Here is a 14040-nt window from a genome sequence, read left to right on the forward strand (position 1 = left end):
ATCTGTTACTCCACATTATCATCAACATTGACAAAACGAATCATGCGTGGCGTTGCAATATCATCTTCAATACCATGCTTAACTTCTGGCGCTGGCGGATGAATTAAATACTCCAGTCTGGCTTTTGTCGCCAAAAATTCTTGGCTGGTAAACTGACCGGCATTGCGCGGGCGCTGCACTGGGACTTCAATCAACTCTTGTACTTCACCAGGATGCGCTTTGAGAACTAAGATACGATCAGCAAGAAAAATGGCTTCATCCAAATCATGTGTGATGAACAAAATAGTAATGTCGATATTGCGCCATATTTCGAGCAAATGAGCCTGCATCTTCGCGCGTGATTGTGCATCCAGCGCACCGAAAGGCTCATCCATCAACAGAATACGCGGCTGATTAGCTAATGCACGGGCTATCGCCACCCTTTGCTTCATGCCTCCTGAGAGTTCATGGGGATAAGCATTTGCAAATTTATCCAACCCTACCAGCTCTAGCCACAAATCCGCTTCGCGCGTGGCTTCATCCCCCTTGATATTGTTCATTTCCAAACCAAACATCACGTTTTTTCTGACATTTAACCAAGGAAATAAGGTGTAACCCTGAAATACCATGCCACGATCACGTCCAGGGCCAGTCACTGGTTTACCATCCAACAAAACATCGCCAGAAGTATGCGGTTCAAGTCCTGCTAAAATACGGATAAGCGTTGACTTTCCACAACCTGATGGCCCAATCACGCACACAAATTCGCGTCTGTGCGTTTTAAAGTTGATGTCCTTAAGCGCCGTGACTTCACCTTTGGTAGTTTTATATACCTTACCAAGCTGCTTCACTTCTAAAACCACTTCTCTTGCTTTAAGACGATCAAAGCGATTTTTTACTGCTTCAGATTGTTGCAGATAACTGTGTTCCGGACCGCTGTGGTCTGGACTGCTGTGGTCTAAACTACCAGATAGATTTATTTTAGAGTTCACGATGTGTCCTTTACTCTTTATTGGCCGAGCGAGCCCAAGGGAACAAATGCTTACCAAGCCAAGCCAATATTAAATCTCCCCCCAAACCAATCACACCAATAATAATGATTGCGGCATATACATTATCAAAATGCTGATAGCGCGCCTGTTGAGTAATAAACCAAGTGATACCTGAAGACGTACCTATTAACTCTGCCACGATTAAATAAGTCCAAGCCCAGCCTAACAGTATCCGCTGATCACGATAGAGCTCAGGCAAAATACCGGGGATAATGACGTGTAATAGTAATTTGAGTTTGCTTGTTCCCAGCGTGAGTGCAGCCTCCAGCAACGAGTAATCCAGCTTGCGCGTGGTATTGGAAATAATCAGGATTTGTTGAAACAAGGTACCAATGACAATGATGGCAATTTTAGGGCCGTCATAAATACCCAGAATCGCAACAGCTAACGCCCCAAACGCAGGTGCAGGCAGGTAGCGAAAGAATTCGATGAATGGCTCAAAAAGTCGTGATATCGCCGTGTAAGTACCACATAAAATCCCGAGTGGCACACCAATCAATGATGAAATTAAAAATCCCCAGAATATAACCTGAATGCTATGCCATAAGCTTTCATGTAGCCATTTTCCGTCACGTTGCTCAGGCGCCGTTGTAAACCCTGTATATAGAGCCTTAGCCACTGCATGTGGTGCAGGCAAGTAAATGGGATTGGCAGGGTTACCTTGTGGGATAGCTTTACCAGCCGATTGCATATTGACGAGTTCGTCTTTAAATACAGCCTTATCAACCAGCATGCCACCCTGAAAATAATCTACATCACCAGGGTTACTCACCATCACCATGGGATGCCAAATAAATGGTACATAACTGACTGCACACCAAATAATCAAAGGCAACAGGAATGAGCCTATTCCTAAAAATGTACGCTTACGAGGTGATAACTCTCTTCGTACCACAAACCAAGATGAAAGACTCATTCTGATTCCTTATGCCGATTGATTTTTAGCTACTTATTTAGTAGCAAGCGAACCATCGATGGCTTTAGTTAAATCCATTGGCGTTTTATAAACGCCGTATTTAACATTAAAGTCATCGGCAATTTTTGAAGATCCGTATAGAGATTTAAAGCCATTTGCTTTAACAAATACTTTCTTCCCCTCCTCAAGGCTAAGCAATTTAGTGCCTTTTAATAAAGGTAAGTAAGCTTCTGGTTTAATGCCAACCCGTGCTGCCATAATTTTTACAGCATCCGGTTGTGTTTTAGGATCATTGATATACACCACCACTTTATCCCACACTTTTATGACTTTTTTCCAATCTGCCTTACGTGTAGATAAACTGACTGGACTAACGGTTAGCACATCATAGATTAAGCCAGGCTCATCGGCAGAAGTGTAGATTGGCTTTGCACCGGGGACTCGGCTCATCGCCTCACCAGAGTTTGGTTGCCATGCGCCAATCGCGGCTAAATCGCCTGAAGCTAAAGCCTGTGGCGTTTCATTGGTTTTAGTATTGACGATGGTGACATCAGATTCTTTCATGCCAACTTTTTCTAAGCCATTTAATAGCAATAAATGCTCTACAAATCCTGTTTCCAGACCTACCTTCTTACCTTTTAAGTCTTTCAGGCTTTTAACACCTGGCTTACCTACAATCATGTCATTGCCATTAGAGTAATCGGTGATTAGAATCATGACATTCTTGGCACCGCCAGAACCGGTAACCAAAGCATCTCCATTGGTCACCGTTACACCATCAATTTTCCCTGCGGCAAAAGCATCCATTGAAGCGACATAATCAAACCACTCGAACTGAACATCCACACCAGCTTCTTTAAACCAGCCTTTTTCAATGGCAACTTGCCATGCAACCCAGCCTGGCCAGTCGCTATAGCCCACTTTAAGCGGTGCGGCGGCGCTAGATATTCCTGTGAATAATAAAGATGCGGTGAATGCAGTAGCAGTGAATAACTTGCGTGCTGAAAAGCGTGTGAATAAACTTGAAGTATGCATGGCTGGCTCCTAGGTTGGTAAAAAGTCGAGAAGGCGGCATTTAAAAAACGCATCCTCCCGGGCTTTTATCCCTCCGTGTAGCCAATCAAATGATGGCCGACAACTCTTGGACCAGACACTCTTAATCAATAAAAGCCGGAACCCTAGTTATCTTTTTGAAACTTTAGCGGTTAGTGATCAAATTCACCGCTTTCTCGCTGATTATAGATAAGCAATCTGTATGCCAACAGTAAGGTTAATTAAATATCATTAAAATTCAATTGGTTAGAATTTTAAATTCACATTAGCTACTTAAATATGAATTGTTTTGCACCACTTAAGTGCTTTAAAAAATGGCATTGCACTATGTAGGGGGCGAATTGATTAACACCAATCAGGATTAGGAATCTCGGCAAAGACTTTACGTAAGCCCTCCCCCCAATGTTGACGGACAGAAAGGAAATAAGGGTCGTCTTTAGCAACACGATGACGATAATCAATAATTAACTTATCCTTACGATAAACCAACACATCAACCGGCAAATCAACTGAAACATTACTGCGTATCGTAGAGTCGAATGAAATCAGCACACACTTAAGTGCATCTTCAAGGCTACAGTTGTAATTAATCACTCGGTCTAGAATAGGTTTGCCATATTTGGTTTCACCTGTTTGAAAATAAGGTGTTTCCTGGCTAGCCTCAATGAAATTACCCGCAGAATAGATATTGAAAAGTCGTGGTCGCTCGCCGAGTATTTGTCCGGCAAAAAGTACAGAAATATTAAAATCCGTATTGTGATGTCGTAGATACTCCGCATCTTCTCGATGCACGGTTCGAATGGCTGCACCAATAATGCGCGCTGCATCGAACATATTGGACACCTTGAGAAGGTTTACTTCATCATCGGCATCAATGGCCTTATGCAAATGCTGCAACACCGCTTGAGTAACCGCAAGATTGCCGGCTGTAAGCATGACCATAGAACGCTCACCCGGCACTTCAAACGTAGTCATTTTAGGAAAGGTTGCAACTTGGTCCACTCCCGCATTAGTGCGAGTGTCCGACGCCATCACCAACCCTGATTCGAGTAGCATTCCCACACAATAGGTCATAAAAGCAACTTGGTAAGTAAAGCATTAATAATAGCTTCATAAACAGCATACAGGCAACACTTTAACTGGCTATTTAACCTGAATCGCTTCTATAGCGCTAATGGCACTGATATTGCTTAATGATATGGTTAACTTCAACATTCAGCTTCACCCTAAAAATGATTTTGAGCATAGAATATAGTAAAGCTTTCGAGATTTAAGATGTCAACTTTAAGTCAATACTCAAACACCGCAGAAGATAGCGCCTGGCTAAAGGGTGTTGCTGGGTATACGCCTGAAGCCAACATTGTTGATGAGATGCTCGACAGCACAGGGAAAGTACGACCGCATTGGGAATATTTTATACAGGCATTGCAAAAACTTGGGCATGATGAAATTAGGTTGAGGCAGAATGAAATTCTCAAACTGTTGCGCGAAAACGGCGTTACTTACAATGTCTATGGCGATCCTGATGGCAGTAACCGACCATGGCAATTAGATCCTGTTCCACTACTCATTGAAAATGACGAATGGACCAATATTGAGACTGGGTTATTAGAACGTGCAGAACTGCTCAACCTTATTCTTGCTGATATTTACGGCCCGCGCGAACTTATTCAAAAAGGTTTATTACCTGTAGATCTGCTTTTCAGCCATAGCGGATTCTTAAGGGCTTGCGATAAAGTCAAAATTCCAGGTAAGCATCAATTAGTGCTTTATGCCGCCGATTTGGCACGAGGTCCTGATAATCGCATGTGGGTGATTGGCGACCGCACGCAAGCGCCTTCAGGCGCTGGTTATGCTTTGGAAAACAGATTAGCCATGTCGCGTGTATTTCCAAATATTTTTCGCGATTCACGTGTGCAGCGATTAGATGGTTTTTTCCAATCATTGCGCAATGCGCTGCAACAAATTGCACCGCAAAATGCTGATACTCCCAGAGTTGTTGTTCTGACACCAGGACCTTTTAATGAAACCTTTTTTGAGCATGCCTATCTTGCTTCACACCTTGGGTATCCTTTGGTACAAGGTGATGACCTCACCGTACGAGATGGCTTTGTTTGGCTCAAGTCACTTAATGGCTTGCAACGTGTTGATGTCATTATGCGTCGTGTTGATGACAGTTTTTGTGATCCGCTAGAATTACGTGAAGATTCACGTTTGGGTGTTCCAGGTTTACTCGAAGTTGCAAGGCGAGGCAATGTCACCATTGCCAATCCTTTAGGCAGCGGTGTGTTGGAAAGTCCTGGTTTATTGCCCTTTCTGCCCAAGATTGCCGAGCATTTTTTTGGCAAGCAATTACGCTTACCGAGTGCTGCAACTTGGTGGTGCGGTCAAGCTAAAGAGCTTAACTATGTGCTTAGCAATTTGCACAAACTGGTCATCAAGCATATTTGTCGAGGCTCGATGACTTCAGTATTTGGCCACCTCCTCAGCCAACAGCAAATTATCGGTTTGCGTGACCGCATTCGATCTAATCCCGCATTATTTGTTGGTCAAGCGCATGAAAGTTTTTCTACCGCGCCATCTTTTGTCGCTGGTCATTTGGAGCCGCGCCAAGCATTATTGCGCTGTTTTCTGGTAGCCCAAGGGCAAGGTTACAGTTTGATGCCTGGAAGCCTTACACGCAGCGCGGCACAACAAGGTAATGTGCCAGTATCAAACCAGATGGGTGCCATCAGTAAAGATACTTGGGTGATTGGGGGTCAAAATCCGAATCAAGCAAACACCATTGAAACACCGCATTCAAAACTATTAGCCAGCAATTACACCAGTACATTGTCCAGCAGGGTCGCTGAAAATTTATTTTGGGTAGGTCGCTATGCAGAGCGCACTGAGGGTAGCATCCGCTTACTGCGGACGACTGTTAAAAAACTTTATATCAACCCAGACATCAATAACCCGTATTACAAGAATAGTTTGTACGCAGTACTGCGTGGACTGACCAATATTACTAATACCTATCCAGGATTCCTTAATAAAGAGTCAGATTCCTTACTTAAAACACCAGACAGTGAACTACTTTCGCTGATGCTGGATGAGGAGAAAGTGGGAAGTATTGCTAATAACCAACGCAGCTTGATACAAGCTGGTTATTCAGTACGTAATCTCTGGTCTTCTGATACTTGGCGCGTCATGGATGAGATTAAATGCCATCTTGAGCGGTCGCAACAGCTTACCGAATCCACACTATGGAATATTCAGGAACACATGGATAGGCTAATTACTGCACTCTCGGCCTTCAGCGGGTTGATTATGGAAAGCATGACTCGTGGAAATGGTTGGCTATTTTTAGATATGGGTCGCAGATTAGAGCGAGCGTTATTGCTCATCTCATTATTACGCAGTGGTTTTTCTTCTGCACAGGCAGAAGGTACTGAGATTCTTTTGATGGAATCTTTGCTGGATACCAGCGACAACCTTATTTGCTATCGCCAGCATTACCGTAACAGTATTGAACTGCCTTCTTTTATCGAATTACTGATTCTGGATAAAAACAATCCGCGCTCTTTGGCCTATCAATTCAATCGTATTCAAGAACACGTTAGCAAAATGCCACGAAAGCAGACAAATACCCAGCTGAGTATAGAAGAACGGCTGATTCTAGAAGCAAACAGCCTGCTTGATCTGACCAATTTAAGCGACCTAATTAAAGTTTCTGACGGAAATGTACGGGAAAAGTTTGACCAAACTCTAAGTCGACTTTATTACTTGCTGGCTACATTATCTGACACTGTTACCGCTACTTATTTTCAACACGGTCAGCCGCAGCATTCACTCGTCGCCGTGAAACCAGCGTAATAAGAGGCGTTGATAATGCATTACAAAGTCACGCATGTTACTCAATATGATTATAGCGATACAGTCGGTCTTTCCTACAACGAGGCTAGACTGATGCCGCGTAATTGTGTGAATCAGCAGGTCATATCATCAACGCTGAATGTTGAGCCTTATGCGGCTGACTTCCGTATCAGAGAAGATTTTTTTGGCAACCGAGTGGCATATTTTTCTATCCAGCAACCGCACCATGTTTTCACCGTCACGGCTGTGAGTGAAGTGCAACTGATGGAGAATACATCCCAACTGGATTTTTATCAGGGATTTGCCTGGGAAACAGTGCGAGAGATGTTATCGCAGCAGCATTCGCACTACTTAAAACAAGCATCTGATTTGATAGAAGCACGTCAGTACACGCTGGATTCCCCGCTAATTGAAACCAGTTTACAACTGGCTGAATATGCAAAGCCATCGTTCACTCAAGGCCGATCAGTTACCGATACAGTAAATGATTTAATGCAACGTATCTATCGTGATTTTACATTTGACCCAGACTTCACAACCCTTGCGACTCCGTTAGCTTCTGTGTTGGAACATCGGCGCGGTGTTTGTCAGGACTTTGCACACCTGGCGATTGGTTGTCTGCGTTCACAAGGTCTGGCAGCTCGCTATGTCAGTGGCTACATAGAAACTTTACCGCCCCAAGGCGAAGAAAAACTAGTAGGCGCTGATGCATCGCATGCTTGGTTTTCAGTATATATACCCGAACAAGGCTGGCTTGATTTTGACCCTACCAACAATATCATCCCTAATACTCAGCACATCACTTTGGGTTGGGGTCGCGATTATGGTGACATCGCACCACTAAAAGGCGTGATTTTTGGCGGCCAAAATCACGAGCTGGAAGTATCAGTTCAAGTTGAATGTTTGACGAATTAAAAGTCACCAAACACTTAAACCTCTCTTTAGTTCAACCCGTATTTCGTAAGCCAGCCGCTATGCCATTAATAGTTAAATGGATAGCACGCTTGATGAGCACGTCTGTTTCACCGTTACGGTGTCTTTTAATCAAAGCGACTTGCAGATGATTAAGTGGATCAAGATAAGGCAGTCGACTCCTAATCGAATTGGCCAATGCTGGATTGTTGGCAAGACGCTCTGTGCTTTGCAGAATCAGATTAAGTGCCTGGCTGGTTAAAGCGTGCTCTTTTTTTATACGCTCGAAAACGGTTTTTCTAAGTACTTCATCCTCCACCAAATCTGAATAGCAGGCGGCTATGGTCAAATCAGTTTTAGCCAAAATCATATCCATATTGGAAATCAAAGTTTTGAACAATGGCCAATCTGACAGCATGTCTCTTAATACATTGATACGCTGTTCTTTTTCAGAGGCATCTTTGCTTGTGTTTAAATAAGCGTCAATAGCGCTACCGAAGCCATACCAGCCAGATAACAGCAGGCGACATTGTCCCCATGAAAATCCCCAAGGGATTGCGCGCAGGTCTTCTATGCGTTGAGTGGATTTACGAGAGGCCGGGCGGCTTCCAAGATTCAATTCGGCGATCTCTGAAATTGGTGTTGAACTAAAAAAGTAATCTGCGAATCCTGGTGTTTCATACACCAGGTTACGGTAAGTAGTCATTGCGGTAGCTGACAACTGATCCATTAACATTTCGTATGCCCTGCGTTGAGGTTTTGGCAACTGATCTTGAGGAAATAAAGAAGCATCTATTGTCGCAGCAATGAGCGCTTCTAGATTCCGCCTTGCAACCTTAGGGTCAGAAAATTTGTTGGCGATGATTTCCCCTTGTTCAGTCAAGCGTATCTGTCCAGCTACGGTGCCAAGTGGCTGAGCCATAATGGCCTGATAGGTAGGTCCGCCACCTCTTCCAACTGCACCGCCACGTCCATGAAATAAACGTAACTTTACGCCTGCCTGACAGAATAGCTCAACTAAGTAAACCTCGGCTTTATACAGCTCCCAGTTTGAAGTCAGAAATCCACCATCCTTGTTGCTATCAGAATATCCAAGCATGATTTCCTGCTCATTACCTTGATAGCGAATCAAATGACGGATACCAAGCAGACTCAGCCATTCACTCATAATTTTTGGCGCATTGCGCAAATCATCAATGGTTTCAAACAAAGGCACTATATTCAGGTCCATTTGCACGCTGCCAGAACCCCATATGCCTCGTAATAACCCTGCCTCTTTTTGTAATAAAGCCACTTCTAATAAGTCTGATAAGGTTTCAGTGTGCGAAATAATGTAGTGGCGAACTGTTCTCGCCCCAAATTTAGCGCGCATTTGGCTGGCTTTTCTAATCACTTCCATTTCTGACATCAGTAATTCTGAATATTTTTGAAATGGTGAGAATAGAAGTCTTGGTTGCTTAAGTTCTTCTAAAAGTACATTTATCTTTTCCGTTTCAGTCAATACAGCATAATTAAAACTGTACCCCGCGTTAAACAATAATTCTTTTAATACAGCTTCATGAACATCTGAACTTTGTCTTAAATCTATGGTGGCTAGATGAAAACCAAATGTTTCAACTGCCTTAATAAGCTTACCTAATCTAGGATAAACCAGTAGTTCACCATGATTTTTAATCAGAGAGTTGGCGATAATATTGAGATCAGAAAGCAACTCTTCCGGTCCTGAATAAGGCAATAAGGATTCTGTAAGATGATTATCAATATGCAGGCTTGCTTCATTTCCTGTTAATTGCTGAAAACTAAGCGATAGCCGAGCAATAATGGAGGTAATTGCCAGGCGATAAGGCTCATCCTGCCGATGTGGGGATTGATCTTGTGAGGTACTAGCTAAATTGAGCAGCTCTTGAGTCACGCTGACTAACCGTGTCGTAGGAGTCAGTTCTCGTCGCAAACTGCTTACTTCTTTTAGATAATGCTCAATCGCAACCGTGGATTGCTGTGTTGTAGCCATCTCTAATGTTGCTGCATTCACATTGGGGTTACCATCACGGTCGCCCCCGATCCAGCTGCCCATCTGTAAAAAGCTAGGTAGCTGATAACGTTCTATACCTGATTGGCTGAATAGATCGCCAATATCCTGCTCCAAATCCTGCAATAATTCAGGGATTGCATCCAATAAGCTCAACCGATAATAGGAAAGTGCATTGTCGATCTCATTGTTCACCGTCAGCTTGTCAAACCGGAGCATTCTGGTTTGCCATAAAGCGGTCACAGCCGCATAGAGCATTCGAGAGTTTTTCTCCGTTTCCTGACGCGACATGAGTAGCGCTTTGTTTGCCAGCAAGGATGAAATCACATGTTCAGTATCAAGCAGGCTTTTTCTTTGAACTTCAGTGGGGTGTGCGGTTAATACTGGGGAAATTAAGGCTGACTTAAAAAAAGCATCAATCTCGTTCAAATCAAGATTGGCTTTTTTGAAAGAACTCATAGAATGGGCTATTCCACCCGGTGTTTCAGCATTTTCTTCAATCCTGATTTGGTGATTGCTATAGAGATCTTCAGCAATATTGACCAGATGTTTAAAATAGCTGAAGGCTCTGACCACCGCGATTGTCTGGCTGGTTGTGAGATCTTTTAGCAATACATCTAAATTCCTTGTGAATTCTTGATCACCCTCACGATGAAATTTCACGGCTGATTGGCGGATTGCTTCAATGACATCAAAAGTTTTTTCACCTTCATTATCTTTGATTACTTCGCCAAGAATACGCCCAAGATAACGGATATTTTCTTTTAAAATGTTCTCAGCAAGCATCGCAGGCGCATACATTTTTTCATCTCCCAGTAAGTTTTTTGAATGGCAGACTTTTTATATCAGTCTTTTCATATCAAGTTTTATGCTGTCAATTTGCATGCCATCTCAAATCTAAAGTGAATGGAAAGTCATGATTGATGTTCTCTGTAATTGGCGTCATTAACTTTACGACTTCTTGCTCTTTAGCGAGTTTTTTAGGGGGCTTTTTCAGCGGTTTAATATTTTCTGGTGTATGTTCAAGTACAGTAAAACGACTTACACGTCGACCCTCAGCTTCATAAGCGTTGACTGGCAAGGTGTCGTAATTGCGGCCACCAGGGTGGGTGACATGATAAGTGCATCCGCCGATAGAGCGCCCGTTCCATGTATCAACTACATCAAAGACCAATGGCGCTTGTACGCCGATACTAGGATGCAGTGCAGAGGGTGGATTCCAGGCGCGGTAGCGTACGCCAGCAACCATTTCCCCTTGTGTACCAGTTGCACGCAACGGTAGACGACGACCATTACAGGTGATCACATAGCGCTCACCTGTAATACCAGTCAACTTGACTTGTAATCGCTCAACAGATGAGTCAACGTATCTAGCTGTACCTCCACTGGTAATTTCTTCGCCCAAAACATGCCAAGGCTCAATGGCAGTTCGCAACTCTAATTGCAAGTCTTGAATACTCAGAGTGCCGCAACGTGGAAAACGGAATTCAATAAATGGCGCAAACCAATCATTCGAAAAAGCATAACCAGCGGCCTGTAAGTCCTGCGCAACATCTTCAATATCACGCGCAATGAAATGCGGCAACATGAAGCGATCATGCAATTGGGTACCCCATCTGACAAGGGGTTTTTTATAGGGTTCTTTCCAGAACCTTGCAACCAAAGTTCTCAATAGCAACATCTGCACCAAACTCATTTGCGCATGTGGCGGCATTTCGAACGCCCGTAATTCCAATAAACCTAGCCTGCCAGTATCAGTGCCTGGAGCATAAAGTTTATCAATACAGAATTCGCTGCGATGCGTGTTGCCAGTCATATCTACCAGCAGATTTCGCAATAATCGATCAACAAGCCATGGTGCCGGCACTTCACCGTCTGGCATTTGCTGGAAGGCAATTTCAAGTTCGTAGAGGCTATCATTACGCGCCTCATCCACACGCGGCGCCTGACTGGTTGGCCCGATGAATAAGCCGGAAAACAAGTAAGATAACGACGGATGGTGTTGCCAATAAGTAATCAGACTACGCAAAAGATCTGGGCGGCGTAATATTGGACTATCTGCAGGTGTGATACCGCCTAGTGTGACGTGATTACCTCCGCCAGTGCCTGTATGGCGACCGTCCAGCATGAATTTTTCAGAACCTAACCGAGTTAATCGCGCTTGTTCGTAAAGCGTGTTGGTATTATGAACCAATGCATCCCAACTTGCCGCAGGGTGAATATTGACTTCGATAACACCGGGATCTGGTGTGACAGGCAAACGTGTCAGACGTAAATCGTGAGGTGGTTGATAGCCTTCAATCACTACGGGCATCTTAAGCGCACTTGCTGTGGCTTCAACAGAAGCAATAATATCGAGATAATGTTCTAGTGTATGCGTTGGCGGCAGAAACACATGCAGCCGCCCTCCTCTAGTTTCCACACATAATGCAGTATGTGGCGTAAATTCAGGATCCTCCAGAACATCATCACCGTCTGAAACTGCCATTTCATTGGCATGCATATTTTCTTTAGTAAATTTGCTATAACGGCGGCTGACTTCAGAATCAATATCTTCTAGCGGCTCAACGGGTTCGTACAAGCTGCGCTCGTGAGTATGGTCTCTATCTTCAAATGGTACCCAAGGCAATGAGTTTAAAGGCAAACGTAGACCCATGGCAGAGTCTCCGGGTGCAAGAAACAACTCACCACGCCTAAACTCCCAAGCACTACTGCTCCATGAACTGCGCTGATGACTCCAGTGCAGCGGAAGCAAATAGCCCACAGGCACCCCAAGGTCACCAGTCAGCACTTTTGTCAGGCGTTTACGTTCTAAATCGTCTTTCAGGTCTGATTTAAGCGGATTTAGATTATTCGGCACTAAGCCTTCTGCAAGCAAGTAGTATAGCGGGTCTTCATACCCAGCGCAGATATGGCTACCCTTGAGTCCTAGGCGATTTGCAAGATCCAGAATGAATATATCCGCATGTTTGCGATCAAATCCATAATCTTTGTTTTCATCTGCCAGCAGTTCCGGGTTGCGCCAGACTGGCTTGCCGTCTTTGCGCCAGAAACAGGCGAGCTGCCAGCGCGGCAACGGTTCACCCGGATACCATTTTCCTTGCCCAAAATACAACAACCCACCGGGTGCAAAACTATCACGCAGACGTCTTACCAGTTCACCTGCCAGCTTACGTTTTTGCACACCGTCTGCATCAATGTTCCACTCTGGCGCATCCATATTGTCGATAGAGATAAAAGTTGGTTCACCGCCCATAGTCAAGCGCACATCACCAGACTTAAGTTCTGCATCAACTTTATGACCAAGCTTGTCTATTTGCGTCCATTGCTCTTCACTATAAGGCTTGGTCACACGCGGATCTTCGTGAATGCGGGTGACGTTATTGCTAAAGCTAAACTCAATGTTAGCTTGCCCAGTATAGCCACCAGTCACTGGCGCAGCGCTCACGTAATCAGCCGTGCATGCCAATGGAATATGGCCTTCACCAGCAAGCAGGCCAGATGTTGGGTCTAAGCCTATCCAACCTGCCCCGGGAATATACACTTCAGCCCATGCATGCAGGTCTGTAAAATCTACATCGGTACCCGATGGACCATCTAATGACTTAATATCGGCCGTGAGCTGAACCAGATAACCTGAAACAAAACGTGCTGCCAGGCCCATGTGGCGTAGTGCTTGCACTAATAACCAAGCAGAGTCACGACAAGAACCAAGCTGCTTCTCCAGCGTTTCTTCGCAAGTCTGAACACCAGCCTCCATGCGGATTGAGTAATTAACTGTTTGATTGACACGCTGATTCAGGTAAACCAAAAAGTCTACAATGGCTTTCTGGCCGCCATCCACCTCAGCCAGCCAAGATGCGAGTAATGGCCCACCTTCCCGAATTTCAAGGTAAGGTGCCAGTTCTTTAAGCAATTGCTCAGGGTAGGTAAAAGGGAAATTCTCTGCATATTCCTCAAGAAAAAAATCGAAGGGATTAATCACCGTCATCTCGGCTATTAAATCAACCTCAATAGAAAGTTCGGTTGATTTTTCAGGGAAAACTACGCGAGCTAAATAGTTGCCAAACGGGTCTTGCTGCCAGCTAATAAAGTGGTTTTCTGGTGTGATTTTCAGCGAATAAGCGGTGACTGGCGTCCGTGAATGTGCCGCTGGACGAAGCCTGAACACATGCGGCGAAAGCTGTATCGGCTGGTCATAGTGATAAGCTGTTTTATGATGAAGTGCGACCCGTATAGTCATA

8 protein-coding genes and 1 riboswitch are annotated in these 14040 nt (G+C 44.3%); of the genes, 2 read left to right on the forward strand and 6 right to left on the reverse strand.

The genetic code is table 11. The features are described 5' to 3' along the window. Positions 1 to 5: 5 nt before the first annotated feature. The 4 genes from Q8J82_RS08225 to Q8J82_RS08240 form a co-directional block, all read right to left on the reverse strand. Positions 6 to 959, reverse strand: a complete 954-nt coding sequence (locus Q8J82_RS08225; RefSeq protein WP_304908678.1) for an ABC transporter ATP-binding protein — start codon at positions 957 to 959, stop codon at positions 6 to 8. A 22-nt stretch (positions 960 to 981) separates the two neighbouring features. Beyond that, the gene (locus Q8J82_RS08230) at positions 982 to 1947 is read right to left on the reverse strand and encodes an ABC transporter permease (protein WP_304908660.1); all 966 of its coding nucleotides are present in this window, start codon (positions 1945 to 1947) and stop codon (positions 982 to 984) included. A 33-nt stretch (positions 1948 to 1980) separates the two neighbouring features. Further along, positions 1981 to 2982 carry an ABC transporter substrate-binding protein gene (locus Q8J82_RS08235; protein WP_304891898.1) on the reverse strand — a complete coding sequence of 334 codons (1002 nt, stop codon included), beginning with the start codon at positions 2980 to 2982 and terminating at the stop codon, positions 1981 to 1983. A gap of 52 nt (positions 2983 to 3034) precedes the next feature. Next, positions 3035 to 3140, reverse strand: a riboswitch (guanidine-I (ykkC/yxkD leader). A 205-nt stretch (positions 3141 to 3345) separates the two neighbouring features. Next, on the reverse strand, positions 3346 to 4074 hold the full coding sequence (locus tag Q8J82_RS08240; RefSeq protein ID WP_305252846.1) for a proteasome-type protease: 729 nt from the start codon (positions 4072 to 4074) through the stop codon (positions 3346 to 3348). A 201-nt stretch (positions 4075 to 4275) separates the two neighbouring features. Here Q8J82_RS08240 and Q8J82_RS08245 point away from each other — a divergent pair, with 201 nt between their 5' ends. Then, the gene (locus tag Q8J82_RS08245; protein ID WP_305328102.1) at positions 4276 to 6855 is read left to right on the forward strand and encodes a circularly permuted type 2 ATP-grasp protein; all 2580 of its coding nucleotides are present in this window, start codon (positions 4276 to 4278) and stop codon (positions 6853 to 6855) included. A gap of 15 nt (positions 6856 to 6870) precedes the next feature. After that, positions 6871 to 7770 carry a transglutaminase family protein gene (locus Q8J82_RS08250; protein ID WP_304908663.1) on the forward strand — a complete coding sequence of 300 codons (900 nt, stop codon included), beginning with the start codon at positions 6871 to 6873 and terminating at the stop codon, positions 7768 to 7770. Between the two features lie 31 nt (positions 7771 to 7801). On the opposite strand, the gene ppc is transcribed toward Q8J82_RS08250, so the two are convergent. Beyond that, a complete protein-coding gene (gene ppc / locus Q8J82_RS08255) occupies positions 7802 to 10597 on the reverse strand; it encodes a phosphoenolpyruvate carboxylase (protein WP_305328103.1) in 2796 nt (931 codons plus the stop codon). A gap of 73 nt (positions 10598 to 10670) precedes the next feature. After that, on the reverse strand, positions 10671 to 14039 hold the full coding sequence (locus Q8J82_RS08260; protein WP_305328104.1) for a DUF2126 domain-containing protein: 3369 nt from the start codon (positions 14037 to 14039) through the stop codon (positions 10671 to 10673). Between the last annotated feature and the right edge of the window lies 1 nt (position 14040).

This window comes from Methylotenera sp., from assembly GCF_030684185.1.
Taxonomy (GTDB): domain Bacteria; phylum Pseudomonadota; class Gammaproteobacteria; order Burkholderiales; family Methylophilaceae; genus Methylotenera.